Annotated in this window: 25 protein-coding genes and 1 pseudogene; 24 read left to right on the top strand and 2 right to left on the bottom strand. The window is 46.6% G+C overall.

Annotation, left to right across the window (positions count from 1 at the left end; translation table 11 throughout):
- The first annotated feature begins 41 nt into the window (after positions 1 to 41).
- Positions 42 to 1976, top strand: coding sequence for a carbamoyltransferase C-terminal domain-containing protein (locus tag ACFPOF_RS31840; RefSeq protein ID WP_378139928.1), 1935 nt, complete (start codon positions 42 to 44; stop codon positions 1974 to 1976).
- 56 nt (positions 1977 to 2032) lie between these two features.
- On the opposite strand, the gene ACFPOF_RS31835 is transcribed toward ACFPOF_RS31840, so the two are convergent.
- The gene (locus tag ACFPOF_RS31835) at positions 2033 to 2269 is read right to left on the bottom strand and encodes an acyl carrier protein (protein ID WP_378139926.1); all 237 of its coding nucleotides are present in this window, start codon (positions 2267 to 2269) and stop codon (positions 2033 to 2035) included.
- Between the two features lie 15 nt (positions 2270 to 2284).
- Positions 2285 to 3322 carry a hypothetical protein gene (locus ACFPOF_RS31830; protein WP_378139924.1) on the bottom strand — a complete coding sequence of 346 codons (1038 nt, stop codon included), beginning with the start codon at positions 3320 to 3322 and terminating at the stop codon, positions 2285 to 2287.
- Between the two features lie 224 nt (positions 3323 to 3546).
- Here ACFPOF_RS31830 and ACFPOF_RS31825 point away from each other — a divergent pair, with 224 nt between their 5' ends.
- From ACFPOF_RS31825 to ACFPOF_RS31720, 23 genes and pseudogenes are all read left to right on the top strand, one after another.
- Entirely contained in the window at positions 3547 to 4413 is an 867-nt protein-coding gene (locus ACFPOF_RS31825; protein WP_378139922.1) for an alpha/beta fold hydrolase, read from the top strand.
- A gap of 15 nt (positions 4414 to 4428) precedes the next feature.
- Entirely contained in the window at positions 4429 to 5202 is a 774-nt protein-coding gene (locus tag ACFPOF_RS31820; RefSeq protein ID WP_378139920.1) for a phytanoyl-CoA dioxygenase family protein, read from the top strand.
- Positions 5203 to 5231: 29 nt separating this feature from the next.
- Positions 5232 to 6239, top strand: a complete 1008-nt coding sequence (locus tag ACFPOF_RS31815) for a hypothetical protein (protein WP_378139919.1) — start codon at positions 5232 to 5234, stop codon at positions 6237 to 6239.
- A 12-nt stretch (positions 6240 to 6251) separates the two neighbouring features.
- Positions 6252 to 7043, top strand: coding sequence for an alpha/beta fold hydrolase (locus tag ACFPOF_RS31810; RefSeq protein ID WP_378139917.1), 792 nt, complete (start codon positions 6252 to 6254; stop codon positions 7041 to 7043).
- A gap of 16 nt (positions 7044 to 7059) precedes the next feature.
- Entirely contained in the window at positions 7060 to 8010 is a 951-nt protein-coding gene (locus ACFPOF_RS31805; protein ID WP_378139915.1) for a hypothetical protein, read from the top strand.
- Positions 8007 to 9146 carry a glycosyltransferase gene (locus tag ACFPOF_RS31800; RefSeq protein ID WP_378139913.1) on the top strand — a complete coding sequence of 380 codons (1140 nt, stop codon included), beginning with the start codon at positions 8007 to 8009 and terminating at the stop codon, positions 9144 to 9146. Before ACFPOF_RS31805 ends, ACFPOF_RS31800 begins: the two co-directional genes overlap by 4 nt.
- A 19-nt stretch (positions 9147 to 9165) precedes the next feature.
- Positions 9166 to 9408 (top strand): phosphopantetheine-binding protein, encoded by a 243-nt coding sequence (locus ACFPOF_RS31795; protein WP_378139911.1) that lies wholly within the window; start codon positions 9166 to 9168, stop codon positions 9406 to 9408.
- Between the two features lie 9 nt (positions 9409 to 9417).
- Entirely contained in the window at positions 9418 to 9660 is a 243-nt protein-coding gene (locus ACFPOF_RS31790; protein ID WP_378139909.1) for a phosphopantetheine-binding protein, read from the top strand.
- The gene (locus ACFPOF_RS31785; protein ID WP_378139907.1) at positions 9657 to 11051 is read left to right on the top strand and encodes a hypothetical protein; all 1395 of its coding nucleotides are present in this window, start codon (positions 9657 to 9659) and stop codon (positions 11049 to 11051) included. Before ACFPOF_RS31790 ends, ACFPOF_RS31785 begins: the two co-directional genes overlap by 4 nt.
- Entirely contained in the window at positions 11048 to 11803 is a 756-nt protein-coding gene (locus ACFPOF_RS31780) for an SDR family NAD(P)-dependent oxidoreductase (RefSeq protein ID WP_378139905.1), read from the top strand. The genes ACFPOF_RS31785 and ACFPOF_RS31780 overlap by 4 nt, the downstream gene beginning before the upstream one ends.
- A 30-nt stretch (positions 11804 to 11833) precedes the next feature.
- The gene (locus ACFPOF_RS31775) at positions 11834 to 12850 is read left to right on the top strand and encodes a hypothetical protein (protein ID WP_378139903.1); all 1017 of its coding nucleotides are present in this window, start codon (positions 11834 to 11836) and stop codon (positions 12848 to 12850) included.
- A pseudogene (locus ACFPOF_RS31770) lies at positions 12801 to 14003 on the top strand (amino acid adenylation domain-containing protein); the annotation flags it as partial. The gene ACFPOF_RS31775 and the pseudogene ACFPOF_RS31770, both read left to right, overlap by 50 nt.
- Entirely contained in the window at positions 13980 to 14279 is a 300-nt protein-coding gene (locus tag ACFPOF_RS33585; protein WP_465251479.1) for an AMP-binding enzyme, read from the top strand. The pseudogene ACFPOF_RS31770 and the gene ACFPOF_RS33585, both read left to right, overlap by 24 nt.
- 5 nt (positions 14280 to 14284) lie before the next feature.
- Entirely contained in the window at positions 14285 to 14545 is a 261-nt protein-coding gene (locus ACFPOF_RS31765; RefSeq protein ID WP_378139899.1) for a phosphopantetheine-binding protein, read from the top strand.
- A gap of 5 nt (positions 14546 to 14550) precedes the next feature.
- Positions 14551 to 15048 carry a GyrI-like domain-containing protein gene (locus ACFPOF_RS31760; protein WP_378139897.1) on the top strand — a complete coding sequence of 166 codons (498 nt, stop codon included), beginning with the start codon at positions 14551 to 14553 and terminating at the stop codon, positions 15046 to 15048.
- A gap of 37 nt (positions 15049 to 15085) precedes the next feature.
- A complete protein-coding gene (locus tag ACFPOF_RS31755) occupies positions 15086 to 16876 on the top strand; it encodes an ABC transporter ATP-binding protein (protein WP_378139895.1) in 1791 nt (596 codons plus the stop codon).
- Positions 16842 to 18614, top strand: a complete 1773-nt coding sequence (locus ACFPOF_RS31750) for an ABC transporter ATP-binding protein (protein ID WP_378139893.1) — start codon at positions 16842 to 16844, stop codon at positions 18612 to 18614. The genes ACFPOF_RS31755 and ACFPOF_RS31750 overlap by 35 nt, the downstream gene beginning before the upstream one ends.
- A complete protein-coding gene (locus tag ACFPOF_RS31745; protein WP_378139891.1) occupies positions 18607 to 19353 on the top strand; it encodes a class I SAM-dependent methyltransferase in 747 nt (248 codons plus the stop codon). Before ACFPOF_RS31750 ends, ACFPOF_RS31745 begins: the two co-directional genes overlap by 8 nt.
- Before the next feature lie 440 nt (positions 19354 to 19793).
- Positions 19794 to 20243, top strand: coding sequence for a 3-hydroxyacyl-ACP dehydratase FabZ family protein (locus ACFPOF_RS31740; RefSeq protein WP_378139889.1), 450 nt, complete (start codon positions 19794 to 19796; stop codon positions 20241 to 20243).
- Positions 20225 to 21328: an aminopeptidase gene (locus tag ACFPOF_RS31735; protein ID WP_378139887.1), complete on the top strand. Its 1104-nt coding sequence runs from the start codon at positions 20225 to 20227 to the stop codon at positions 21326 to 21328. The genes ACFPOF_RS31740 and ACFPOF_RS31735 overlap by 19 nt, the downstream gene beginning before the upstream one ends.
- 11 nt (positions 21329 to 21339) lie before the next feature.
- Complete coding sequence (locus tag ACFPOF_RS31730) at positions 21340 to 22752, top strand: class I adenylate-forming enzyme family protein (RefSeq protein WP_378139885.1); 1413 nt, start codon at positions 21340 to 21342, stop codon at positions 22750 to 22752.
- Positions 22753 to 22932: 180 nt separating this feature from the next.
- Entirely contained in the window at positions 22933 to 24690 is a 1758-nt protein-coding gene (locus tag ACFPOF_RS31725; RefSeq protein ID WP_378139883.1) for an RNA polymerase sigma factor, read from the top strand.
- An 8-nt stretch (positions 24691 to 24698) separates the two neighbouring features.
- On the top strand, positions 24699 to 25802 hold the full coding sequence (locus tag ACFPOF_RS31720) for an ABC transporter substrate-binding protein (protein ID WP_378139881.1): 1104 nt from the start codon (positions 24699 to 24701) through the stop codon (positions 25800 to 25802).
- Positions 25803 to 26001: the final 199 nt, after the last annotated feature.

Below are 26001 nucleotides of genomic sequence, written 5' to 3'. Positions count from 1 at the left end.
TCGAAGAGCAAGATTTGAGAAAATCGAGGTGAACGAGACTCATGAAGGATGGATATTACTTATCGATTTATGCCCATGTCGACGAGCTTACCCATTTGTTGGAAGCCCATACGAGACATGATCAGAACATGGCGCTCTTTCGCAAGGAAGGCGAGAACGTTACGTTGGTAAGGTTTTGGGAACTCGAAAGATTTTCCAGAATAAAAGCGCACCCGTATTCCTTTTTCGATGAGACGGAGGCGAAAGCGGAAATTAACCGGCGTTTGCAATCGGAAAACCTTTCACTGGAGGATATGGTGGAAGTATGGGGTACGCCAAGATTGCAAAACCATTCCGAGTATCATTCCATGCAAGACTATCCGGCGCTGTCTTATCATAGCGTATCGCATTTGTTTTCTACCTTGCTTATGGATACGGATGTATTCTACAAGGAGCGCATGATTGGGATGGCCGTAGATGCCGGCCCCGATGGCGTCCTGGATCCGCATGAAATCGATAAGTCGCCGTATGCGGGATGTTATTCGGACTGTGGAAAAATCGAATTGTTCCCCATAGCTTCGCCTGCCTTGCTTTGGTACGAGCTAAAAGCCCGTTTTCGGATGCGAGAGGGCAGTCTGATGGCATTAGGTACAAGCAGTACGAGCACGGCCTGTTTTCCGGAAATGCAGATACCGCACATCGATGACTACTTGTCACGGGTCTATGCCGGGGAATATATCGATGCCCTGCTATCTTTTGTTAATCGACTAACGGAATCGGATACGGGAACGTTGTTCAACGGCTTTGACCCGAGGTTTACCGAGGAAGAGAATAGGATCAGCATGGTAGTCAAGCAAATCGATCATGTTTCCTTTCAGATGATGTGTGCCAATATCGATAACTTGATTGAAAAATTCAACATCGTTCCATCGGACACTTATTTGGCGCTATCAGGCGGGTTTGCCCTCAATTGTCCGATCAATGCGAGGCTCATGCAGGCCTATTCGTTTAAAGGATTTCAAGCGCCGCCTTGCGTGAACGACTCGGGACTGTCTTTGGGGATGGGACTGTATGCTTTCTATGCGCGGTTATCCCCGCAGAAGATCCGCTTTCGTTTGAATAACGCGTTTTACGGGGAACATGACCGAAATTTGAGCGATATCCTTCAAAAATATTCAGTGTATATTTCGCAAGTTTCGAGCGCTCTTCCCGATGTTATCGCGAAAGATATTCTAGCCCACCCCATTGTTTGGTTTGACGGAGCGGCCGAAATGGGGCCGAGAGCGTTAGGCAAACGTTCCATTCTCGGAGATCCGGGGAACGCCCAAACGAAAGATAAGCTGAATGAAATCAAACAGCGGGAATGGTGGCGTCCGGTAGCGCCTATCGTCATCCTGGAAGAATTGAACAATTGGTTCGATCGGGCATTCGAGTCTCCTTTCATGCTGCATGCGTTTGAAGTACGTGAGGAGAAACGCGGGCTTGTGCCGGGGATACTTCACTTGGACGGGACCGCACGGGTTCAGACGATAACGAAACGGAGCGATCCGGTATTGTACGACGTTATCGCCGCTATTCAAAAACAAACGGGAATTCCGATGCTTTGCAACACATCCCTTAACGATAAGGGAGAACCTATCATTCAAACGCTGGATCAGGCCGTTCATTTTGCTTTGCAGAAGGACATGCCGGTCATTTATCTCAACAGAACGCGCGTCGTTTTACGCGGGCATGCGAAATATCGGGGGACGATGCATAGCGCGGCTGCAAAGCTAGGTTTAAGCGTGGAGGAAAAAGAGAGGTTAATGGCTATTCATAACCCTTACAATATTCCGGAAGAGATGCTTTTGTATTACTTTGAGAGTTTGCATAGGCTGAATAAGAGCACTTTTAATTACGATATACGCGATGAACATCAGGCAAAAGCTTTAAAACGAACGGTAAGCTTGCATAGGCGCATGTTCGAGAGAGAATTGCTCGATGTGCATCTCTTATAACAACTAAAGATTGCCTATTATCGGTAGATTGACCGATAATAGGCGATCGTACTTTCTTAAATATAATTCGTAACCATTGTATGGATGTGAAGCGGCGAGGCGAAATTTTCCATGTGTATATCTTCATCATTAATTTCGATCTCGAACTCGTCTTCAAGACCGACGATTAAACGAATGTAGTTCATAGAATCCAACCCGATCTCTTCCAACCGCGTGTTCTCGTGGATATCCGGCTGATCCTGAAAAATTTCTTTTAAACATGCAATAATCCGGGTTTGAACGTTATCATGCATCCCAATGCCCTCCATTTATTTTTCTTTTCCGTTAGATAAAAAAAACTGCAATAACAGGGGGAGCGATTTCTTTTCGAGTTCGTAAATTTTCATGAAACGCTCGCTCACTTCTTTTAGCAGCCCTTTTTCGGGCTTCGATTGATATTTGAGCGAAAGCGATCGAATCGCGAGCAATAATGCCCGTTCGCTTTCGGCAAGCTTCAGAATCAGTCTGCTTAAGCTAGGATCCGAACCGGTTCTCGTACCTTCCATATAGGCTACTCTGTTAAGCGTCATTTTATTGCAGAGCATGATTTTGTGGATCATGATGTTCCAAGTCTCATGGTCATGTTTTGAAATGTCATTCACGGTGTTAAAGTAATTCGCAAAACCAAGAAAAATATGATGTCCGTACGAGAGCGGAGCAGTTTTTGAAGTTTCGCTGTCAACGGGAATGCGTCTTCTGTTTAACGAAAAAAAGAGTTTCCTCGTATCAAGCGCAAAAGCGGAAAGAAATTGACGATCAGGCACGATGCTGCTTATCGGATATCCATAATGATGCAGCCACCGGGTTTCGTTTTTCGCATGATTCAGAAGACGGGTCAACTCTTCGGTTAGCTTTGCGAAGGAAATGGTGAACGGGCCGTACCGGTGCCCATTCGTCTCAAACGCAAGTGCAAGAAAGCATTTGTTCTCCTTGTCGCATCCATAAATCAAAGTTTCGTGTACAGCATCTTCTTGAACGCCGAAGCGGTTAAACTCCTCGACGTATCTCCAATTCAAAAACACCAAAATGTAACTTCCGGCATGGAGGCACTGAATAAGACGGTCTACGGAATGATGTTGTTCATCCAAGGGTGTTTCTCTTAGTATCGAACGATAAATGTTCAAATGGTCTTCGAATTGAATGATCGGGAAATTCTCTCCGTCGAAATGATAAAGCAAGGTGTCGAAGTGACTATAAAACCAAGGAAACCAATCCCCTTCGCTTTGGACGATGCTAAGTCTGATATTGTGATAACACTCGCTGATAAAACCCGGGGAACGTTCGACGGGCAGTTGCAGAAAAGACATGTTCCGTGTTCTCCTTGATTGGTTTAATGGGGGTGCTGCGACTGCGGGAATACGTCTACTAGCATACTAATCCAAATAAATTCGGTAGGCTCTGGTTTTATTGCAAAGCTTTCTACCGAATTTAATGGGCCTGCGGATCAAATAAATTAAGCCGAGTAAAAAGAGCAGGTGCGTAATATAAAGGAAAGGAAGCACGATAAAAATAGGGATAGGGTAACGGCCGTATGTGGGAGCAAAGGGTATTCGGTAATGAACGAGGCATCTGCGGTATTGTCAGCGAACCGGATGATCGGCGTAGGGACAAGGATTTAGTCATTGCTTTGGCAGGGTTAGCCCAACCGATGAGCGAGAAAAATGATGTCTTTACCGATTTGCGCAAAATGGCGACGGAGAAAAACTGCCATTTCGTTCAATTCGATTACTACGGCCATGGCGACAGCAGAGGAGATTTCCATGAGGTCAATTATTCGACGATGGCCTATGATGCCCGACTCGTCGCGAAGAAAATGATTCATGAGATCGCCCCAGCGCGGATCATTTTCGTGGCTAACGGATTAGGAGGACTCATTGCGTATGACACGGCTCGTTATTTAGCGAGAAGCAATAAAAAACTGCCTTTTTGCTTAATCCTGATATCCGTTCCGGTCTTGAGAGCCAGTCATTATGGAACATTGTTTTCGGAAAGAGGCATCGAGTGGCTTCGAACGTATGGCAGGGCAGATATGAAGAGTCTCGTTCCGGGCAACGACTATGCTTTATTTTCTGATTTCTCGCTTAAGCAACTTGAGTATTTTTGGGAATTAGGGTCCCACATCATGAATTTGCACGGTTTGGAAATATCGTTGGAATTCCTTAAACAATTGGACCGAATAGACGCAAGAGGCGCGTTAGATTCATACTCGCACGGTCGGAAATATTTGATTTACGGCGACAAGAGCGGCCAGTCAAGCTTGTATAACGACATCTCGGTATCTTCTAAGTGCTTACTGCAAGATGTCGACTACTTTTACGAACGTTGCGAGACCAAAGATACGTTGATCAATTACGTGGATTGGGCGATCGGCAACAATCGAAAGTTTGCCTTTCGCTAAGGAGGGGAGAAGTCGATGCTGGCGCATACAGCGATTCATGAAGCGCGACAGGAGTATCGGCAAGCAGGCTTTACGGTACTTAGCGGATTATTCGATCATGACGAAATTCGGCTTATGAAAAAAAGAGTCGACCAAGCGTGGATGAACGAGCTGGCTTGTAAACGGATCGTACAAAACCAAGCCAATCCTGTAACGAGTTTATTTCAACCGATTCGAATGGATTTTCAATTCTCAGTCACCAAGGATCTGGTATTGCAGCCGAAATTGTTCGAAGCGTTGGAAAAACTATTCGAATCGAAAGTTCTAATTGTCGGGAGCACTTGTTTTTTTAAAGCCCCGGGGGAGAAAAAGCTCCCTCTTCACCAAGACCAGTATGATATAGGGGCTTATCCCGAAGCCAGCTTTGCGGCATGGATTTCATTGGACGATGCAGACCCCGAAAATGGAGGACTAATCATGGCACCCGAGACGCACAGGGAGGGGTTATTGCGTCCGAGTGTATATTCAAACCGGCCTAACGTGGTGGGAATGACGTTCCCTTTACCCGAGAATAAAAGCCTCGTCGACATCGTGACCGCTCCCGGGGACGTCGTGGTATTCGACGGATTATTGTTACATGGATCCCATAGCAACATCAGTCCAAATCGGTTCCGGCGATCGATCGTTATCCAGTGCGCCAGAGAATCCATCGAATCGATATTCGTCAATCATGACAATCTTTTTTCGAGGAACGGTAGGCGGACGGTTAGAAAAATGAATAAAAGACATAGCCTTTACCGACATGTTTGAATTCAAAATCATGGTGAGGTATTGCTGCGATGATTAAAATATTGCCTTTGTGTACCCCTCCGGTTGCTGGGTACACGTACCACGCATTTCCTTTATCCGTAATTCTTCTTAATGAAAATGCATTCCCTTGGTTTTATTCGAATTATATCCAGTTGCAAATCAGTCTTAGAGAAGAGGATATCTACTTTACGGACTTCTACAGTTATGCGCGGCGCGATCCCGGTCTGTACCCGTTTCTTCATACGAATAAGTTCCATAGGGACCTCTATTCGTCCAAGAAGAAGTTCGTTCATTTCCTGCAGGAAGCTGTCAGTCATGGCCATTATGTGTACATGTTCGTAGACGAGTACGAGATTAACGGAAGACAACAACATCTCAAAAATCATCTTACGCACGACATATTGATCCATGGCGTGGATTCGGAGAACGAATCTTGTCACGTCTCGGGATTTAATCAGAACGTAGTGTTCGATCGTTGGGAAATCCCTATTCAATCCTTGTTCTCGGGGTTCCGGCATGCCAAAGTTCTGCAGGATCAGCATCAATATATTTGTCTTTTTCAAAACGACTTTACGTACGGCTATCGCTTTCAAATGAAAAATATGTTGGCATTGCTGCAGGACTATATGAGCGGCACAAACACTTCCGAAAGATTGAGCATGCACGTGAATGCTTATTCTTCGAACGATTATATTTTCGGCCATCGGGTATACGATAAAGTCTTCGAATATTTAGAAGCAGTAAGAAGGCATCAGTACAAACTTAGCATCATGCCCTTTCATATCCTCTGGGAGCACAAGCGAACGATGCGGCAAAGGTTTGAATATATCGACGTTGCGGATTTGGAACATTGGTACGAGCCATTACGGGATTTGGAACAACTCGCGTATTCCATACGGAACCGGTTTCTAAAGTATTTGGTATCGCAAAAAAGCGGTGAGTGGGCAAAAGCGCGCGCGCAGCTCGAGGAATTGAAGGAGCGGGAAAGAAAGGCGATGCATGGAATCATTGACGAACTACTAATCCGGTTAGGGTGAGGCTCGATTTTCATGATTACCGAGGCGAAAGAAAAATTGCTATCCATCGTTGATCAGGGCCGATTGGCTGCGGTATTGCATTACCCTTCGACTAACGGAGACCGAGTACGGGCCGTTATTATCTGCCAAGGGCTTAATGGAGAGAGAGCGGAAAAACACCGGATGGCTGTAAAATTCGGTAGGCTGCTCGCGGCTAACGGCATCGCCTGCATGAGATTCGATTATTTCGGCATGGGCCTCAGCGATGGGGCCTCTTATGAAATGACGACGTCCACCAAGGTTTCCAACGTAAAAAAAGTATATGCATATTTAAGGGCACTAGGTTTTATCCATCCCGACAAGATTACTTTATTAGGGTTTAGCGACGGGGCCAAAATATCTTTGCTTTCAGCGCTCGAATTGGAAGTCCGATCGCTCATTCATTGGAGCCCCGTCTACAAGGGGGGGGCGAGGAATTACTTTGCCGCTCGCAAACCAAAGGTGATTCGGAATCCGCATGACGGCAATTCGTTCGTCGTTCCTTGGTCGGGGTTGTGGTTCGGCGTCCGTTATTTTCAAGACTTAGCCAACCACGACGTGGCGGCCGGATTGAAAGCCTACTCAGGTAAAAGTTTGGTTATCTATGATAACCAGGACGATACCGTAAGAACGGATCTGGAAAGCTTGCAACCGGATTGCGATTTCGCGTTCAACCGGCAAAGAGACGTCTTGCGAGTAGACGGAGCGGGGCATTTGTTTTCATCCGCCGAGTTTGAACGAAAAGTCATGTTGGCTAGCCTTCACTGGCTTCAACGAGCGGTCTGAGGAGAGGGGGATGAACATGACAAACATGCAAAGGGAAGATTCCGACTTGGATTGGCGATTTCCTGATTTCAACGGCTTATGCGATCGCAACTTGGATTGTAGACAACTTGCGATGAATACGGTTTTGAAATGGAAACAAGAACCGCAAATCCTTCCTTGTTTTATGGATTCTTTCAATGGGTATCATGACGGGCTAGTGCTTGCCCGTAAAGAGTCTCCTTTGCGGATGGGATGGAAAATCGTAAAACAACCGCTTGAGGAAGTGGACAGGGCTTATATTCAAGAAACGATAGGGCGACACGGCTACTGTATTCTGTTTTATAACGCGTACGATATGCCGTTTTCGAAATATTACCGCGTTCATAAAGTGACTCATTGGTCGCTCGTAACGGGCTCGACAGCCGATCATTTCCGTTTATTGGACCACACGGGCATCAAACCGTACTTTACCGGAATGGAAGGTACGGTTGCGTGGGAGTTGTTTCTTTCCAACTGGACGGAAGGAGGCCTTGCCGTCCTCGAAAAAGACCGATCGGATGCGTCCATTTGGCCCGAAGTATTTGAAGGGTTGATGAAGGAGTCCGTTCACGAAATGATTGACCGGGAGGGGCTCGACAACTTTAGTCGATATAAGGACTTTGTGAAAGACACGCCTTCGGTATCCATTATCGCCAGCCTGGAAAGTTTGGAGTTTCATTACCATCACGTGAGGCGACTAAGGGAGCTATGGAAAGCGTCCATCATGAAAAAGGCGATACCCGAACGATTCATTAGAGGAGAATGGGTGGAAGAGCTATTCCAACTTTGTGATGTATGGTCAATGACCCTTGGCGTCGTTATGAAGTGGAAACGGCGGCCGGACCTGGATCATAAGGAAAAGCTGATTTACTATTTAAATCAAGTTGCGCACTCGGAGGAGAAATTCATTCGTTTTTTATCACAGGCGATCGGCGGAGAACGCTCGTGAGTCGAATCGCGATCGCTAGCCAATCGACCTTAGGTCATCTCCTTCCGGCTTTAAGCGTAGGCAGAGAAATGGTTAAGCGCGGCAATGAGGTTATCGTTCTTGCCCATAGCATGAATAGGGCACTGGTCGAGCAGCAGGGCTGTATCTATGAACGCATCGAATGGGGCAGGATATATCCGGATAAATTCATCGGGGAAGCATGTGAAGAATCGTGGCGGATTATAAGCAAGCACGATATCGAGCTTATGCTTATAGACGCGACCGTTCCCGCCGCCTCTATCGCCGCCGAGAAGCGAAATATCCCTTGGGTAAGTTACCAAACATCGGTTCCCCTGTCCGATGATAGGATACCGGGAAGAAAAGACTCGCATCTGAGAATCAGGAAAATCTATGAGGAACAACTAAACGCCATCCGGAGAAACTATGGGTTGCCTCCGATCTCAGACCCCGAAAAGACGCGAGGCGACCTCGCCGCTTTATCACCTTACGCGAATCTTGTTATGGTTATGCCGCAAATCATCCCCGACCGAAATCGACTCCCCCCGAAATCCATCGTCGTCGGACCGTGTTTCCTAGAAGAGCCGCAGCCTGCGGAATCGGCTTTTCCGTGGAAAAATGGAACAATTAAAGTACTCGTTTGTACCCCTTCTCTGGATAACGTCAAGTTCAAAGAATTGACCAACGAGTACGTCAGCCTCGCAGTCGAGGCTTTTCGACATCCGTCCTTTCAGGTTATCCTGACTGACCCTTCATTCCTCCATCCTACCCGATATTATCCCAATCTCGTTGTTCTCCTAGGCTCTTCATCGCATCATATCGTACTCCCCCAGGTGGATATAGTCATTACGCATGGAGGGAGCGGAACTTTACTAAAATGCATTAAACACGGGAAGCCGATGGTCATCATCCCGCTGGGGGCCGACCACGAAATTCTTGCCGAGCAATGCGAGTTGGCGGGCGTTTCCAAAACTCTTCAACCGGAGCAAATCTCGTCCGAGCAAATCATGAAACTAACGCTTGAGTTGCACAATGACCCGGTTTACCGAAACAATGCCGAGCGTTTAGCCCGTCACGAGCTATTTCGCGATTCAACATCAAGGGTCATTCAGATCCTTCATTCCATAATCAATCAATGAAAGCGAGGCCAATTCAACGATGCTTACGGAAAAAATGATGATAGATACGGTTCAGAAAATATGCGGGGATAAAGAAGCGACATTAGAAACCCGTTTTCAAGAACTGGATATGGACTCCACCAATGTGATCGAGATACTGGTTGAGTTGGAGATCGCGTTAAACATTGATATTTTGGACGACAGCCTAAATTTGGATAACTTCTCAACGCTCAAGGATGCCTTCGATTACATTAGCAGGATTGTTGCCAAAACGGGCAGATGAGGTGTTGAAGTGGAAAACGCGATACTTGAGTATCTAAGCGATCAGGGATGCGGAATTTTTCCTATTCACAGCATTACGTACGACAAGACCCTATACGAACTCGGAATCGATTCTCTGCGGTATATGGACTTGATCGTATGGTTGGAGGAGACTTTTCAAATGACGGTTCCTGATGAAATGTTGGATATATCCGCGGAGATTACGGTTAAAACCGTAATCGGTTTCGTTGCGAACGGGAGGACCGAGGTATGACGGAAGCCGAGTTTCCCGCCATACGCCTTCAATGCGTGGAAGGCGTATGGTGGTTCGTTTTCGGCGATAGGAAGCTTTTCGTCAGTATTGGAATCAATCATGTCGATCCGAACTTCTTGCTCGCCCCTTATAACATTAACAGAACAATCGCCAAATACGGGAATGACATGGTATTCGATAATTTGGCGTTTAACCCGGAAGGAGAGGCGGCAAAAAAATGGTGGTCCAAGGTACAAGCGGACATGAAAGAGTGGCATTTTAATACGTTGGGTTATCATACATCCGTTCCTCGCGCGTATTTGAAGGAAACGGACTTATCCTATATTGTTCCTATCCGCGACAATTCGTTGGAGGATTACCGTACGTTTCCCGACGTGTTTTCTAAAGAATTCAGCGATTCGCTCGATAAGCTCGTCAAGTCCGTTTGCGACGAGCATAAGCTAGCATCCAATTTGCTAGGGTATGCTTTTCACGATATTTCCGGATTTACATACGAAATGTCCAAAAACCGAAATATGCCGGACCCGCAGCGAATGACAAAAAGGGAAAGCCGGTTGTTTGCAAAAATGCTGAACGATCGCTTGCGCGCGGATTGTAGCCGAAAGAGAACGTTCCATCCCTTAGTCGAACGTTATCAACAATTACCCGTTGATTCTCCAGGGAAAAATCAGTGGATCAATTTGCTGAGGCAAAGTTACCGATCGATAGAAGTCGTAAATTCCGTCTATGGATTAAAGACAGGAAGTTGGGCGGAATTGGGATCCGTTACGGACTGGTCCAACTATTCGTTCGAGCACTACCCGACCAGCGATAATAGATACATGTTAGCAACTATTGCAGAGCGATATTATTCGCAATATTATACATTGATAAAAAAGCACGATCCGAATCATTTGATTCTAGGAGATAAATTGAACGCGAGTTGGGAGGATTTGCCTGACTATTTGCTCGACATCTTAAAAAAATACGTAGACCTAGTTTTCATCGAGTGGGTCGATTATTTTGGCGTTCAAGAGAATGCTTTAAACGATATCCATCACCGCACGGGCAAACCGATTTTGATGGGGGATTCCGCTTTCGCATGTATTCAAGAAAATCAAATATTCGCCAGGGGCGTTATCGTGGAATCTCAAGAAGCCGTAGGCCAAGAGTACGGCAAATATCTTTCCTCCATCATGAAACTTCCTTTCGTGGTAGGTTGGCATCATTGCGGGTATATAGAAGGTTGGAAAGGGATTCGCAACGAGAACGATCCATTCGCGTCTTCGCAGTCGGGCTTTCTGACGCCATTCGAGGAAGTTCACGAACGGACGGTAGAACGCGTTAAGACCTGCAATCGATACGCGGAATACGTTCATCGTTCATCGTATTTTCAAGGGGGCTCTGAATGAGTTCAACGACATGGAACTATTCCAACCGAAAAGCGCTGGTCACGGGCGGTTCTAACGGCATCGGGAGAGCAGTCGTAAAAAAACTCGTTAAAGCGGGCGCCTTCGTTTATTTTACTTATTGCCGGGATGAAGACGGAGCATATCAACTCATGAACGAATGCAACGAATCATGCGAAAGAGTAAGGGCGATTCGATGCGACAATGCTTCAAAAAATGACATTGACGATCTGGCTAGAGCGGTTTGCCCTAAAGGTGAAAGACGGCTGGATTATTTGGTGCATTGCGCGGGAGTAATCAGTCATGCACCGTTTCACGCAATGGACGAGGACAAGTGGAATTATTTAATGGACGTCAACCTTCATTCAGTCTTTCGGTTATCCAAAGCGTTAATTCGGCCCATTCTCTCTTGTAAGGGGAGCATCGTTACGGTCACGTCGACTGCGGGGATCGTCGGGTCCGCGGGCCAAATTAATTATTGTTCGTCCAAGGCCGGATTAATCGGATTCACTAAGGCGCTTTCCAAGGACATGGCGGGGTTGGAGGTACGGGTAAACGCTGTGGCTCCCGGCTTTATCGAAACCTCTATGCAAGACTTACTGCCGGAAAAACACCGGCATGAAATCGAGAATCTCATTACCGTAAGAAGATTCGGAGAGCCGGACGAAGTGGCCTCGGCTATTATGTTCCTGCTATCCGATGCAGCGTCGTATATTACCGGTCAAATCCTGGTGGTCGACGGCGGAGTAATCTAGTCATGACATGGCCGAGCGAGGGGTGCGTAAATGCTGAAGATTGCGCCTGTATTCGACCCATTATTGAACTGTTACGAGAATTTGATCGCAACGGTATGCGAATTCTGGGAGATCGATCACAAATATCTTTATTCCGGGTCGTGGGGATTTCACCATAACTTTAATCAAACGCAATACGAATTGCGTAAAGACATAGAACGATCGCAATTCAGTTTCCATACCAGCCATATGATGCAAGAGTCTTACGTCTCGCTCGGATATCGAATACATCCGCTTCCGTTTTTCCATCACTTGGAAAGCTATCTTGGGCTAGGAATACAGGCGGAAAGGACTCGTTCTACCTCGCATGTTGTTGCTTTGAGCGAGGAGTATACGAGTTCGGGCACTCCTCTGGGCATCACATTCGACGGTTTTTGGTGCCCATGGCACCCTATGTATCAAAAAAGAGAAATCGAGCACTTTGTCCTTGTCAGCGGATTAACTCCCGACGGACTGCTAATCATCGTCGATCCTATGTTTCCCGTAGACGTTCAATTCGTGAACCCCGTCGAACTGGAACATCAAGCTTGCATCGACGTGATAAAGTTCTCGAAAAGAGGCCCGGGAGAGATGGATTGGCTCGATGTCCTGTCCGTGTGCTTGGCAAATATCCGGTCAACCGATTCCATCGTATCCATGCGGGCGTTTGCCCACGAACTCGAACATTCGAATGATATCGCATGCGAGTTTTCTTTGTTTCCGAATTTCGAATTGCACGAACTGTTTATCCAACTCAGAATGATCCATAACAACAGACTGAGGTTTTCCATCTATCTAGCATGGCTCGCGGAACAACACCGGATACCAGAACTTGCGGAGATGTCCAGGTTAATCTTAAGCTCGGCCGAGCAATGGGATGTAATAAAAAATGCTTTCGTCAAGGCGAGCTTTCTGAAAGACCCGCAACCGGCCGTCAAAAAACTATCTTGGAGAGTGTTGGAAGCTGCCCGCCTCGAAGATGCCGCGGCCGATGAGTTGGAGAGGATCGTACATGGAGATAGAAGATAAGAATATTACGGCGTTTATCGGAGAAACGGCGAAGAAAATGCCGGACAAGCCGGCCGTCACATTTGAAAGCCGCTCGTTGACTTATTCGGAGTTGATGGACCGGGTGGAACGGTTAGCGGATAAATTACGAATGCTAGGCGTCCAAAATCAGGACATCGTTGCGATTTTGCTCGAACAATCGCTTGATCTGCTCGTAAGTATTTTAGCCGTTCTAACGCTAGGGGGCATATACGTTCCGATAGATCTTAGGAATCCGCCCGAAAGAGTACAATCGATTCTAAAGGATGCGAATGCGAAGTTTTTGATTCGCGGCAAACATGCGACCGTCGAATCTTTGGAACTACATGAAAGTCAGGTTCATGTTCAAAGTACCCCGCATAACTTGGCCTACATCATTTACACTTCGGGATCGACCGGAAAACCCAAGGGCGTTATGATCGAACACCGATCCGTCGGCAACCTCATTCGTGCCATGGCAGAAAAGTTGGATTTGCACCCAGGGAAAAAAATCCTCGTAGTATCTCCTCCCACCTTCGACATTTACCTCATGGAAACGATCGTTCCTTTATCTCATGGCATGGAAATCGTCATCGCCAATGACAAACAATCGCAATCTCCCAGAGGCATTCGCGATCTTATTGTTAATGATGGAATAGATATGGTTCAAATGACGCCGTCCAGATGGGTTTGGTTTCTTAATGATCGTAATAGTTCCCAATGCTTGAATAGGCTAACGGACATACTTATCGGCGGAGAACCGCTCCGCCTCTCGTTATTGCAGCGGATAAAGAGCAGTACGGAGGCGCGTATCTACAACTTATACGGGCCGACCGAAGCGACGGTATGGACGGCGATCGCCGACGTTACGGATGCCGCTTGCGTTACGATCGGCGTACCTATTGCGAATACGTCAATGTGCGTGATGGATCCCGCCGGAAATTTACTGGAGGAAGAGGTGGGGGAATTGCACCTTTCCGGAATCGGATTGGCACGCGGATACTGGAACGACCCCGAATTGACGAAGAATTCGTTTATCGAGTCGCATGAACGGCGGTATTTTAAAACTGGCGATTTGGCAAAGAAACGCAAAGACGGTTCTTTCGAAGTGCTCGGCCGAACGGACGAACAAGTGAAAATCAGGGGACACCGGGTCGAGTTAAGAGAAGTGGAAAATGTGCTGATTGAGAGCAACCTTGTATCAGCGGCTACCGTTATTTGTTTTTCCGAACGGTTGATCGCGTTTATTGTGCCCGATTATCCCGCCAGAGAGGAGCAAGAAACGCTAAACGATATTTTTGGTTTTTTGAAAAGCAAATTGCCGGATTATATGATTCCTTCATCCATCGTTATATTAGCCGACATTCCTATTACAGCGAACGGAAAAACAGACAAAAAGGCGCTTTTAACCATCGTATCGAAGGGGAAATAACGGAAATGGACATGAATTCGGATACGGTTGCAATTATATCGACAAAAGCCAAAGAAATTTTACAAGTCGAAGACGACTTGGCCGACGATGAGGATCTTACCATTCGCGGGCTGACATCGTATAGCTTTATTCAATTAGTCGTTAATTTGGAAATCGCCTTTGACATAGTGATCGACGACGAAAAGCTTCTAATGGAAAATTTCACAACGATAACGAAAATTTATGACGTTATTCGCGACGGGCAAAATGAGCGGCCGAAGGAGTAGTCGAGATGGAAGCAAGCATCGTTCGGATAAACGAAAAAAAAATTATAGGGATGTCTTCAAATTTGATATTGGGACAGCAAACCGGAGGTAAAGTTTCTAAAGTGTCTATGCTTCACTTTAGATTCGAGAGGCGGATCGGAGAAATTAAGCATCGGATCCATCCGGAATGGATTTATGGGATTTTCATTGATCCACCCAACTACGATCCTATCACAGATACTTTTAAATGGATCGCAGGCGTGGAGGTGCATTCTTCGGATGATGTGCCTCCCGGAATGGAGACTTTTACGATACCGGGCGGATCATATGCCGCTGTCTCTTATGCGGGAGAGAGCCAAAACACGGATTCCGTTTATGATTTTTTATATAGTTGGATTCTAAACTCCGATTACGAAATAGCGGCTGCTTTCGGCATCGAAAAACATGCTTTTACGGAGGCGGACCGTTCCGGGAAAGTACAGATGGAACTTCTATTGCCGGTCCGGGAAAGACACTGCGAATAAGGCGAACACCTATAGTTTGAATTATTGGAGATGAAATATGGATCAGTCGAATGCAGCGATCGTCAGTCTGGAAAAAACGGGCCTTCTCATACGAAAATGCTACAGGTTGGCGCGCCCGTTCTGGACGTACTACGCCGCGATGAGCGTTATCGTTCTTATTGCTTCCCTTGTTCCGGTGGGATGGGCCGAAGCGATAAAACGTCTTTTGAATATGATCGACGCCGACGAACCATCGCAACTTTGGGTTGCCGGACTGTGGCTAGGCGCCGTGTTCGTCGTCGAAACCGTTCTTGCATTCCTAAAAGCATGGTTGACGCAACGGCTATCGAACAAGTCCATTTCCGAATTGCAGCGCGAGGTGTGGGAACGGTTACTGATAATGAGGCTCGTTAAATTCGCTCAATGGCATACGGGCGATAAGCTGCAAAGAATCAATGATTCGGCCGTGTCGGCGCAAAACGAGATCAACCAAAGCATTCCCCGACTTATCGAACAATCTTTAACGATACTATTTCTTCTCGCTTATTTCTCTTTCGAGTCTTGGCAGCTCGTAGCCGGCGCAATAATAGTTGCCGCAATGGTATCCATAATCGGTAAAGGCATGAGCGGACCAATCCGCAAGTGGCAAAACAAAACAAACGAATCGCAATCGGAACAGGACAGCAAGCTTCAAGAACAATTACAAGGAACAGAAATCGTTAAGATTTTCGGACTAAGGACAAGTTTTAATGCCGCATGGAGAGAATTGGTCGAGAATACCCGAAAGCATGGATTGAAAACCCATTTATGGTCGTGGACGTCCGGGTTGTCCGTCTTTTTGAGTTTATGGATCGGGAATATGTATTTCTTCGGTATGGGTGCCTGGCTGGTAAGCGACGGCAAGTTGAGCATTGGCGTTGTTGCCGCATTGATGTTGTCCAGCGACAGAATTATTTTCCCTTTGGCGCAAATCTCGAACTTTTGGGCGACGATTCAAAGCGCGTTGTCGCATAGCTTACGCGTATTCGAGATGGCGGATCCGACGGAAAACAAGCCCGTTGTTGAGGGGAATGGCGAATTGCCGATTTCCGGTGATATTCGAATGCAACGGGTAAGTTTTTATTATTCCCCCGACCGCCCGGTTTTGGAAAATTTCAGTGCGACTTTTCGTCACGGGTGCGTAACTGCGCTAGTAGGTCCGAGCGGCAGCGGGAAAAGCACGGTTTTAAAATTGGTTCTCGCCATTCATCATCCGAATGAAGGAGCAATCCACTACGGAGAAACACCGCTTGATACGGACGGATTGACCGCCTGGCGAGGACGTGTCGCTTATGTGCCTCAGGATCCGATGATCTTCGACGCTTCCGTATCGGACAATATACGCATCGGAAATTTAGAAGCTACGGATCAAGAAATCATAGAAGCAGCCAAGTTCGCCAATGCTGACGAATTCATCAGGAATTTACCCGGAGGCTATGCTGCGAGGCTTGGGGAAGGCGGGCATTCATTATCGGGCGGCGAAAGACAACGCTTGGCAATCGCGAGAGCCTACGTTCGCAAACCCGAAATTTTGTTGCTGGATGAGCCGACGTCAGCGCTTGACGCACGGAACGAGCGATTGATTCAAGATTCGCTGACTCGCTTCATGCGCGATAGAACGGTTTTGGTCGCGGCGCATCGATTGTCGACGATACGGGAAGCTCACTGCATTTTGTACTTGGAAGAGGGGGGAATCCAAGAATCGGGCACTCACGCAGAGTTGATTCGTTCGAAAGGAAAATACGCGTCTTTAGTTATCACGGGAGGGGTGACGAATGAATACGAACATACCGAATCGGGATCATCCTAGGCTCGCTGATGTCCTGTCGTTGTTATGGGGGAAAATGGCTCCTTATCGTGCCGCGTACTTACTGGCGTTGCTTCTTGGATTAATTCAAACGGCCATCGTGCTTTATTTTCCGATTTTGAACGAGCGGTATTTCAATTTCCTTGAATCGGAGTCGTACGCGGATATTCGCGCGCTGATTATAGGCTCTAGTATCGTTATATTCGTTCTGGTCGGGTTGCAGTTGCTGGGGGAGTACTTGAAATTCGACGCAATGGGCAAGTTGCAGAGGGATTTTTCGTTGGAGCTTGCGGACGAAACGCAACGTCTCCCGTTTGAAAAATCCCTAAACGAGCATTCGGCCGATCTCTCCCAAAAGATTACCCATGATACTCGCAAGACGGCTCAAATATTGTTTCAAATCATAGATGTCATGGGGAATGAAATCATTATGTTTCTAGCGGCGACCGCGCTGATACTTTGGCACGAATGGAAGGTCGCCGTCGTCATCTTGTTCGTAGTTCCCTTGATCGTCTTGGGTACGCAAGCGCTAAATAAACGGTTGAAGCAAATCGGCGTTGAAGTCGCCGACCAAGAGGCGAAGTTCAGAATGATCCAGCAGGATGTCCTGCAAGGGATGGAAACCGTTAGATCGTTTAATGCGGGGCGTTGGATGCGTGATCGCATTTTCGAGGAAAGAAAAAAGCTGAATCGCCTCTATATTCGCAAGATGTTCTGGGAACAAGCGGTTCTTTTCGTCTCCTCGTCGATGATCTTGCTTGTCACGTGGGGGTCCGTACTGGCGGTTGCCCGGTTAGCGATAATCGGGGAAGTACAGGCAGGAACGGCGCTTGCCTTTTCCATTCTGATTTGGCGGATAAGCGAACCATTGATTTATTTGACTCAATTGTGGGGGGGCGTTCAAGAGCAGCTCGGATCGGCCAAGAGGGTCTATTCCGTTTTGTTGGAAAGGAAGGAACCGGCCGCGGGCGCGGAACCCGTCGCTAATCTCCAAATGGCTTGCGGGCTTTCATTCCGCCACGCGGCTTTTGCTTACCCGGGGAAGGCCATATTCACGAACTTGAATTTGAATGTTGCGCCGGGGGCTTTTATGGCGTTGGTCGGTCTTAGCGGTACAGGGAAATCAACGATCGCGAAGGTAGCATCGGGCCTTCTTTTTACGGGTCAAGGAGAGATCGTCGTCAATGGTCTATCGGCGGCCAAGGACCCGGAAAGGTTTCGCAGATCCGTCATGTATGTCTCCCAGACGCCTTACTTTTTTACCGGCACGATTAGTAGTAATTTAACGTTGAACCGCTCTTTCTCGGAAAAAGAGCTCGCATCGGCGGTTAAAGCCGCTCAAGCGGATGAAATGATTCGAGAATTGCCGGACGGATACGAAACGATGATCTCCGAAAAAGGAAATTCGTTATCGGCGGGGCAAAAGCAACGGTTGGCAATCGCGCGTGCTCTTCTTCAAGAACGGCCCGTATATATTTTCGATGAAGCGACCTCCGCGTTGGACGTTCGGATGGAGTGGAAAGTTATCCAATCCATCAAAGAATGGACAAGGAATAAAGGTCGATCCCTAATCGTTATTTCGCATAGATTAGATGTCGTTCATGATGCGGACTCGATTTGTGTCATCGAAAAAGACAAAATTGTCAGTCTCGGCACCCATGCCGAATTAATGTCGAACAATCCAATGTACAAAGAACTTTTCGGGATATCCGCTGACGGGGTGAGGTGTTCAAATGAGTGAATCTGTCGAGCAGTGGCAGCATTTTTTCGGTGAAGATTATATACGATTTTCCGAACTAATATTAAATACGGAACGAACGAAAAACGAAGTGGAAAATTTAACGAGAATTTTAGGCTCATCTACTGGCATTCGAATATTGGATCTGGGATGCGGGCAAGGAAGAATAGCGGTACCGTTAGCGCAAAAAGGGTATTCGATAGTCGGTTACGATCAGTCGGAGGTATTGTTGAATGAAGCCCGCGAACGGGCAAAGCGCGAAAATGTCGAAGTGGAGTTTAAACGGGGAGACATAAGGCATCTGCACTATGACGAGCGATTTCATGCCGTGATCAATATCGGCACGGCCTTTGGATACGGAGGAGACGAGCAGCGAGATAGGCAAGCGCTGGAACATGTAGGCATGGCGCTTTATCCCGGCGGTAAATTCATTATCGATACCGAAAATAGAGACAAAAAAACGCAACGGTTTCAATCCGAGATCAAGGAAGAGTTTTACGGGATATCGATGACGTCGCGACGCGAGTTTTCCGAAGAAACAGGGTTATGGAAAGAGTATTTTAGCTGGTGCAGCGGCGAGAAGCAGCAAACGGCATCATTCGTACTTCGGCTGTATTCCCCAGACGAAATGGTCGGCATCTTGCTTCAAGCGGGATTTAAAGTAGAAGGAATTTATGGAGGTCTGGATTGCCGCGAGTGGACATCCGAGAGCAGCCGTATGGTCATCATTGCTCGGAAATAAGGAGGTACAATGTATAGTCCGTCTTCCTATCGACACATATTGGAAATGTTGCCTCATCAGAAGCCACTTAGATTAGTCGATGCCGTTCATTCGTACGAAAAAGGAAGCAGTTTATCGGCATCATGGGAACCTTCGCCTTCCGATTCCTGGTATGGAGATGACGAATCAATAAGCGAACACCTTCTCGTCGAAGGATTAGCGCAAACGGCCGTGATGTTCGTTCAGTTGGAAATAGAGCCTCTCGGAACCGACGAGTATCCCGTATTAGGCAGTATTCATTCTCAATTTTATTGTCCTGTTTCCCGCCATCGTAGATTCGATTACTTCATTAAAGCGCAGCGAATTTCGGTTAAGCAATCCTATGTGCTTGGAGAAGTAAGAGTTGATGGTTTACTGGTTCTGCGTTCGGAACTGGGACTTGCCGTCAGAAGGTCGTTCCAATGGCCATAAACGAAAAAAAATTCAACTTTAGCAAACCATGGATTTTTATCGACGACGTGTTGGAAGTGAACGACAACGGCATTGTAACCCAAAAAAATATTTCTTATAGCGATGTTTTTTTGCAAGGCCACTTTCTTTCCTATAGCGTTTATCCGGGGATGCTTCTGTTGGAAGGAATAAAACAATCCATATTCATATGGAAAACCGAGAGTTCCGCCGATCCGAGCACCGAAATTTATCAGATCCGATCGCAAGCCCGTTTCCTTCATCCGGTTCGTCCGGGGAATATCGTGATTTATGAAATTTCCGCTTTTGACCATGGCAACGAGGAATGGACTTTTATGGGCACCGGGACGGTAGGGAATATAGTCGTCACTCGCTTTAGCATGATATTTCTTGATCATAATGGCGGCAAAGGAGGTGTCAGAATATGCCGGAATCGAACATGAAAAACTTAGCGGGCACTATTATCGGCCATTCGTTGGCATTAAAAAGGAACGATAAAGTATTCATTGACGTCGTCGGGGAATCCGGGCCGTTCGTCAAGCAGTTGTTCAGTCAATTGCTATTAGCCGGAACAAGTCCCTACATCAGACAACTATCGATCGATCATTTGAAATTGCTGATCGAGAACAACGACGAGAACCAATGGAAACATTGGTACGATATAGAGTCGGCTTTTTATCTTGATGTGGATGCGTATATCGGGATCCGATCGGAAAATAATTTGTTCGAATTTTCGGATATTCCAGGGGTATTCTATGAAAGGTATAGAAAGCATTTTTTACTGCCGCTTCAGCACCGGATGGCCGAACTTAACAAATGGCTAATATTAAAGTCGCCCGGTAACGGGCTGGCCCAAATCGCCCAAATGAGCCTCGAAAAATACTCGACGATTTTTTATCGGTCATGTAATCTAGACTATCGAAAGCTGGCATTGAAGACAAAGCCGCTCCAAGAGAGGTTGGGCCAGACAGATCGCGTCCGAATCGTCTCGCCGGGAACGGATCTGAGCTTTAGCGTAAAAAATATAGCGAATTATTTCTGCGATGGGAAGTATAACCTTCCAGACGGTGAATTGTTTACCGCGCCTATAGTAGATTCGGTCGAGGGACGTATTCGTTTCAATGTGCCGACATCGTTTATGGGTATGCAATTCAACGACGTTTGTCTAGAGTTCTCTCACGGAATCGTTACTCGATTTCAATGCGACAAGAAGGAGCAATTTAAAAAAATCATTTCGACCGACGAGGGAGCATCGAGAGCCGGCGAATTCGGCATCGGCTTGAACCCGTATATTTTGCGTCCCATGAATCAGTTGCTTTTCGATGAAAAGATGTCGGGTAGCATTCATATCGCGCTAGGCCAAGCTTACGGAATGGCCTATAACGGAAACGAATCCGCTATCCATTGGGATTTTGTTTTGCATCAGTCTTCCGAATTCGGAGGAGGGGAACTTTATTTCGATGATGTATTAATTCGGAAAGACGGGAAGTTCATTTTGCCTGATCTGGCTCCTCTAAATACGAAATAGGGGGTACGGGATTGGAAGGTTTTATGGCAGGACTATCCCGTCATCAAGGGATATCGGTGATCATGCCCGGCACCGACTTGCGTTATGCGTCATTATTGGAAGTCGTCGAACAAAATAAGAAAGTCATACGAGGCATGGGCTTCGGGGGGGCAACAGGGCAACTCGTCTTTATCGATGCCGCACTCGGGTGGAAATGGGTTCCTGCAGCGCTTGCAGCGCTTAGTCTGAACGTGACGGTGATTCCAATTGATTCCCATCGTTCCCCCCAACAGTTAGCAAAGCTTTGTGCAGAATTAACGCCCGAGTTGATTATAGACGAGAATCGTGTTTCGCATGATGGCAGGATGTTAGAAACCCAAGCGATCCTTTCACCGAAAAGCAGAGCCGAATTGGAAAACATAGCATTTTTATTATACACTTCCGGGACGACCGGAAACCCTAAAGGAGTGATGTTAAGTTCCGAGAATATATGGTCTAACGTCCATAGTATTCTTTCCTATTTTGACCTTTCTCCACGGGACCGCATGCTTATTATTCGGCCGTTTACTCATGCTTCGGCAATTACCGGTGAACTGCTCCCTTGCTTAATTAGCGGATGCAGCGTATATATCAAACCTTCCGAAGTTTCCCCCCTTCATTCCTTAAGTTTGTTGAATAAGTATAAAATCAGCGTATTTTGCGCAACCCCGACGGTCTGCAGCTACATTGCGAGGGTGGCGACAAACCGCTCGTTTCCTCATTTAAAAAAGATAGTATTAAGCGGTGAGGGACTTACTGCGAGACAATTGGAACTTATCCGAAGGACATTTCCCCTAGCCCGCATTTGGAACGCTTATGGACTAACGGAAGCTTCTCCAAGAGTGAGTTGCAATACGGACTTGTCGGATATGAACGATCCTCTTTGTGTTGGCACTCCACTTCCTGACGTTTCAATAAAAATCGTAGATAGCCATAGTCGCGATTTGCCCGAAGGCGAACAAGGTGAAATATGGGTACACGGTCCGAACGTGATGTCTGGCTATTGCAAAGATCCTGAAAACACGAAAAACAAAATCATCGACGGTTGGCTCAGAACTTCCGATATGGGTTCGTTTAGAAATGGTAAACTATATGTGCACGGGCGCAAAGATGAACTCATGATCCGCGGGGGAGTCAATATTTACCCGCAAGAAATTGAAGATATGCTCTTAGGTTGCGTTGGCGTCAAAGAAGCGGTCGTTTTTGCCGAACGGGACAATGGCTTCTCTTTAAAGATTCATGCCTGGGTCGTCACGGATGAGGGCATCCAACCATCTGACATCATGACAATGTTAATCAAGAAAAGAACGGATGCTCGTTTATGGCCGGATCACATTGAAATAAAGACCGAATTGGAAAAGAATCATACCGGAAAAATCCTGCGTCCATTTACTTACTGGACGTAATTATCCGAAATATTCGCACCCAAGAACGATTTGTTCTTGGGTGCTTTGCTTTTCTTCTAAAGGGAAATGAATATAATTTGTTGAATGATATTAATCAATGTTCAAAACGGAGAAGTTATTGGCATCAGTAATAGTAAAGCAAGTAACGCGGAGGACTTGCGGCAGGAGGCGAAATTGGTCATGATGAAAAACCGTACAGGTAAACAACAGTACGACGATATCGACCATGAGTTGGTTGAACGGGCTCAATCAGGAGATATTGAAGCGTTCGGAGCATTGGTCGAGCAGCATCGGAACAAGGCTCGAGGTTGGGCGAACCAAATGACCAACGATCCCTTCACGGCGGAGGATATCGTACAGGAGGCTTTGATTCGAGCTTTATTGCATTTTCGTTCGCTTTCCAATACTGATAGTTTTCTTCCTTGGCTTTATCGCATAGTCCGTAATCAAGCGAATATGTTTCTTCGCCGCGGCGGGCAGCATCGAAAAGAAATGCCGTTTTCTTTTATGCCGTCTGCTTTGAACGGCGAGTCCTCGCATGATGGCGAGTATGCGGAGGGCATATTGTACCGCCAATACTACGAATCGTTAGATGAAGCGGTCCGGAGGAAAGACCCGGTAGAACGGATGTTGCTCAAAGAAACCTATGAAATGTTGGATTCGCACTTTCTTTACTTAACGCCCAAAGAGAGGGACGTATTCAGATCCTATTTATTTGAACAATTGCATCCAGAGGAGATTGCGTCTAATCACAGTATGACTACCGGCTCTGTATACACTTACATCCATCGTTCGCGCCTGAAACTGCGCAACGAGTCCGTCCGTGATTCTCTTGGCTTCATAACCGAGAAGGGAGGGAGCGAAGTGAGGGGGAAAAAATGTCTGAATATGCCGGAAACGCCTATTCTATCGGTCGCGAAGAATACTTTAGTTGACAGCGTAGGAATGGTCTTAGCCTCGATAGGAGACGCCAGGACAATGGCGGAATTGATGGGGATATCTACTTTTGCGTTTCGGTTTAAGATTTCCGAATATACGACCTATTCGGATGGAATCTACATTTTTGATTGGAGAAAAGAACTTGAAAGGTTTATGGAGGAACTCGGGTATCAGATTACGATTCTTTGCGGGCAGCTCGCAAATGCGCCAAAGCCGCTTCTTGGTGCCGTAGAGAGGTTTCCTGTCGTATTGTCCAACGAGGAATCGGTAATGCCTTTTATTCGAAAGTATATCGATGCCGGTGTGCCGATCCTCTACTTCGATACGAACGTTTCCAAACCGCTTGTGCACGAGTGGTCCGTTATTTACGGATACGATGATGCTGAAAGGGTCGTTTTCTTGACCGAGTCTGCTTATCCTGAAGGGAAAATTCTTTCATACTCGGATGTTATTCATAATCCGGTGCGGTTTATGGCAGGAATTGATGGGGTGATCAAAAGGGCGGAAAGTTCTCGGCAAATGAAACATTCGGAAGAACGAAAACAGGCGGAGCGAATCATTCGATTTGCGGTACAGTATGCCAGACACGGCTGCGACTACCATCCCAGGACAAGTTACTTGCGGTACGCGTCCGGAATTGCTGCATACGACCAATGGATCAATCATCTCCGAAATCCCCAAAACGTGCCTAACAGGTATGGCATGAGTCATCTGTCCGCGGTTTACGCCGATGCCAAGCGGTATGCCTCAAGGTATTTAAGAAACATTCCTTTCGAGAAAGAGGTTTTGCGTCTTACTCTGCTCGCTTCGGAAAATTATAGTCGGGTCGCGGACGAATTTGATTATTTGAGCTTGCAAGTGCCGTTTGCGCGTGATTCCGAGTTTCTATCGCAGGAAATGCGGGAAAACTGCGCGATTATTTTAAGTCAGGCAAAATCCTATGAATCTGCGGCTATCGCCTACTTAGATGAAGCGCAATCTTTAATAAAGAAGGGATGAAGCGAACGATGAAGAAAATACGGTTTATTACGCAGATCGCCTATAACATGAACAAAGTTATAGCTGCAAAAGAGGCCTTCGAAAGATTGAATCCGGGAGTGCAGTTAGTCGTTGAACAGATGGAAGACTACTTCGATATTATGAACGAGTTAAAGTCCGGAGAAGCGCCTGATATTATTGAAACGGGCGGGTTTCAAATCAACAATCCGGACGGAATCTTTATGGATTTGAATCCCTTCGTTTCGGAGACGGAAAATACAGAAGAAGATATTTTTCCCGGCCTGCTTCGTGTTGCGAGAAGCGGCGGAATGCTTCCCGGCCTGCCGATTGAAATGTCCTCCCCGCTCGTTATCTTTAATAAAGAGATGTTTGACAGTGCTGGCATAGCTTACCCCACCGAATCATGGACTTGGGATGATATGATCGAAATCGCCAAAAAGTTGACTATTCGCGACAATCAAGGGATTGCGAGCCAATTCGGATTCAGTCTTGGCGTCGATGTGGAGTGGTTTGAACCTTTTGTCATGAGAAACGGGGGGCGCTTTGTTTCTCCGGACGGATCCACGTCAAGAGGCGAAGTGGACAGCCCGGCAACCATCGAGGCCTTTCAAAAAATCGTTGATGCTTTCCGGTTACACTGTGTCATTCGCAGGCCGGGGGAGCCTTGTCATGCGCAGGCGGGGCAGGATGAGTCAGCCATGAACTTCAGTTTTGTTTGGGATGCCATGCAGAAACAGAATGAACGATATGGTATCGTTGGTTTGCCTAAAATGCCGGGAGGAAAAGAGGCAAATATGATTTATATGGGAGGAGTCGGCATAACGAATAATTCGGCTAATCCACATCTGGCATGGCAATTCTTGCGTTATTATTTGTTGGAATGCCATTCTTGGATGCCGCCCATCTCAATCTCTCAATCAAAGCAAAGAGGTTTATTGGAACATCCGATTTGGTCACGTTATTTAACAGAATTGCAACACGTAGAACTTAGCGCTTATTACCTGAGTAAAAAATGGAATGCGTCCCGCCAGCTTATCAATGAAGATATCTATAAAATGATTAATGGCCAAAATGTGGCTCATACTTTACGGTCATGGACAAGGTTCACCTAAACCTTGAGAACTGTGACCCGATATCAGACAGTCTAATAAAAACATTACTCCATACGAAGATGACCCTATAATTTTTAGGGGCATCTTCTTTTATTCCATCAAACATATTTTAAAGAACGGGAACAAGTGTTTGTTTTTTGAGTAACTAACTCCGACTTCCTCGCAAAAGAATACATATTAATCCTATTATGGAATTTAT

The organism is Cohnella soli (genome assembly GCF_042655525.1).
GTDB lineage: Bacteria > Bacillota > Bacilli > Paenibacillales > Paenibacillaceae > Cohnella > Cohnella soli.
Note: the sequence above shows the minus strand (reverse complement) of the source record. Positions and strands in the feature narration are given on the sequence as shown.

What these genes read in the sequence shown, in the direction of transcription:
- ACFPOF_RS31760 (WP_378139897.1), top strand. Translation starts at nt 14,551, where the DNA reads ATGGAAGCAAGCATCGTTCGGATAAACGAAAAAAAAATTATAGGGATG.
- ACFPOF_RS31775 (WP_378139903.1), top strand. Translation starts at nt 11,834, where the DNA reads ATGCTGAAGATTGCGCCTGTATTCGACCCATTATTGAACTGTTACGAG.
- ACFPOF_RS31785 (WP_378139907.1), top strand. Translation starts at nt 9,657, where the DNA reads ATGACGGAAGCCGAGTTTCCCGCCATACGCCTTCAATGCGTGGAAGGC.
- ACFPOF_RS31820 (WP_378139920.1), top strand. Translation starts at nt 4,429, where the DNA reads ATGCTGGCGCATACAGCGATTCATGAAGCGCGACAGGAGTATCGGCAA.
- ACFPOF_RS31755 (WP_378139895.1), top strand. Translation starts at nt 15,086, where the DNA reads ATGGATCAGTCGAATGCAGCGATCGTCAGTCTGGAAAAAACGGGCCTT.
- ACFPOF_RS31750 (WP_378139893.1), top strand. Translation starts at nt 16,842, where the DNA reads ATGAATACGAACATACCGAATCGGGATCATCCTAGGCTCGCTGATGTC.
- ACFPOF_RS31795 (WP_378139911.1), top strand. Translation starts at nt 9,166, where the DNA reads ATGCTTACGGAAAAAATGATGATAGATACGGTTCAGAAAATATGCGGG.
- ACFPOF_RS31835 (WP_378139926.1), bottom strand. Translation starts at nt 2,269, where the DNA reads ATGCATGATAACGTTCAAACCCGGATTATTGCATGTTTAAAAGAAATT.
- ACFPOF_RS31725 (WP_378139883.1), top strand. Translation starts at nt 22,933, where the DNA reads ATGATGAAAAACCGTACAGGTAAACAACAGTACGACGATATCGACCAT.
- ACFPOF_RS31765 (WP_378139899.1), top strand. Translation starts at nt 14,285, where the DNA reads ATGGACATGAATTCGGATACGGTTGCAATTATATCGACAAAAGCCAAA.
- ACFPOF_RS31815 (WP_378139919.1), top strand. Translation starts at nt 5,232, where the DNA reads ATGATTAAAATATTGCCTTTGTGTACCCCTCCGGTTGCTGGGTACACG.
- ACFPOF_RS31810 (WP_378139917.1), top strand. Translation starts at nt 6,252, where the DNA reads ATGATTACCGAGGCGAAAGAAAAATTGCTATCCATCGTTGATCAGGGC.
- ACFPOF_RS31720 (WP_378139881.1), top strand. Translation starts at nt 24,699, where the DNA reads ATGAAGAAAATACGGTTTATTACGCAGATCGCCTATAACATGAACAAA.
- ACFPOF_RS31745 (WP_378139891.1), top strand. Translation starts at nt 18,607, where the DNA reads ATGAGTGAATCTGTCGAGCAGTGGCAGCATTTTTTCGGTGAAGATTAT.
- ACFPOF_RS31735 (WP_378139887.1), top strand. Translation starts at nt 20,225, where the DNA reads ATGCCGGAATCGAACATGAAAAACTTAGCGGGCACTATTATCGGCCAT.
- ACFPOF_RS31780 (WP_378139905.1), top strand. Translation starts at nt 11,048, where the DNA reads ATGAGTTCAACGACATGGAACTATTCCAACCGAAAAGCGCTGGTCACG.
- ACFPOF_RS31825 (WP_378139922.1), top strand. Translation starts at nt 3,547, where the DNA reads ATGTGGGAGCAAAGGGTATTCGGTAATGAACGAGGCATCTGCGGTATT.
- ACFPOF_RS31830 (WP_378139924.1), bottom strand. Translation starts at nt 3,322, where the DNA reads ATGTCTTTTCTGCAACTGCCCGTCGAACGTTCCCCGGGTTTTATCAGC.
- ACFPOF_RS31805 (WP_378139915.1), top strand. Translation starts at nt 7,060, where the DNA reads ATGACAAACATGCAAAGGGAAGATTCCGACTTGGATTGGCGATTTCCT.
- ACFPOF_RS31740 (WP_378139889.1), top strand. Translation starts at nt 19,794, where the DNA reads ATGGCCATAAACGAAAAAAAATTCAACTTTAGCAAACCATGGATTTTT.
- ACFPOF_RS31840 (WP_378139928.1), top strand. Translation starts at nt 42, where the DNA reads ATGAAGGATGGATATTACTTATCGATTTATGCCCATGTCGACGAGCTT.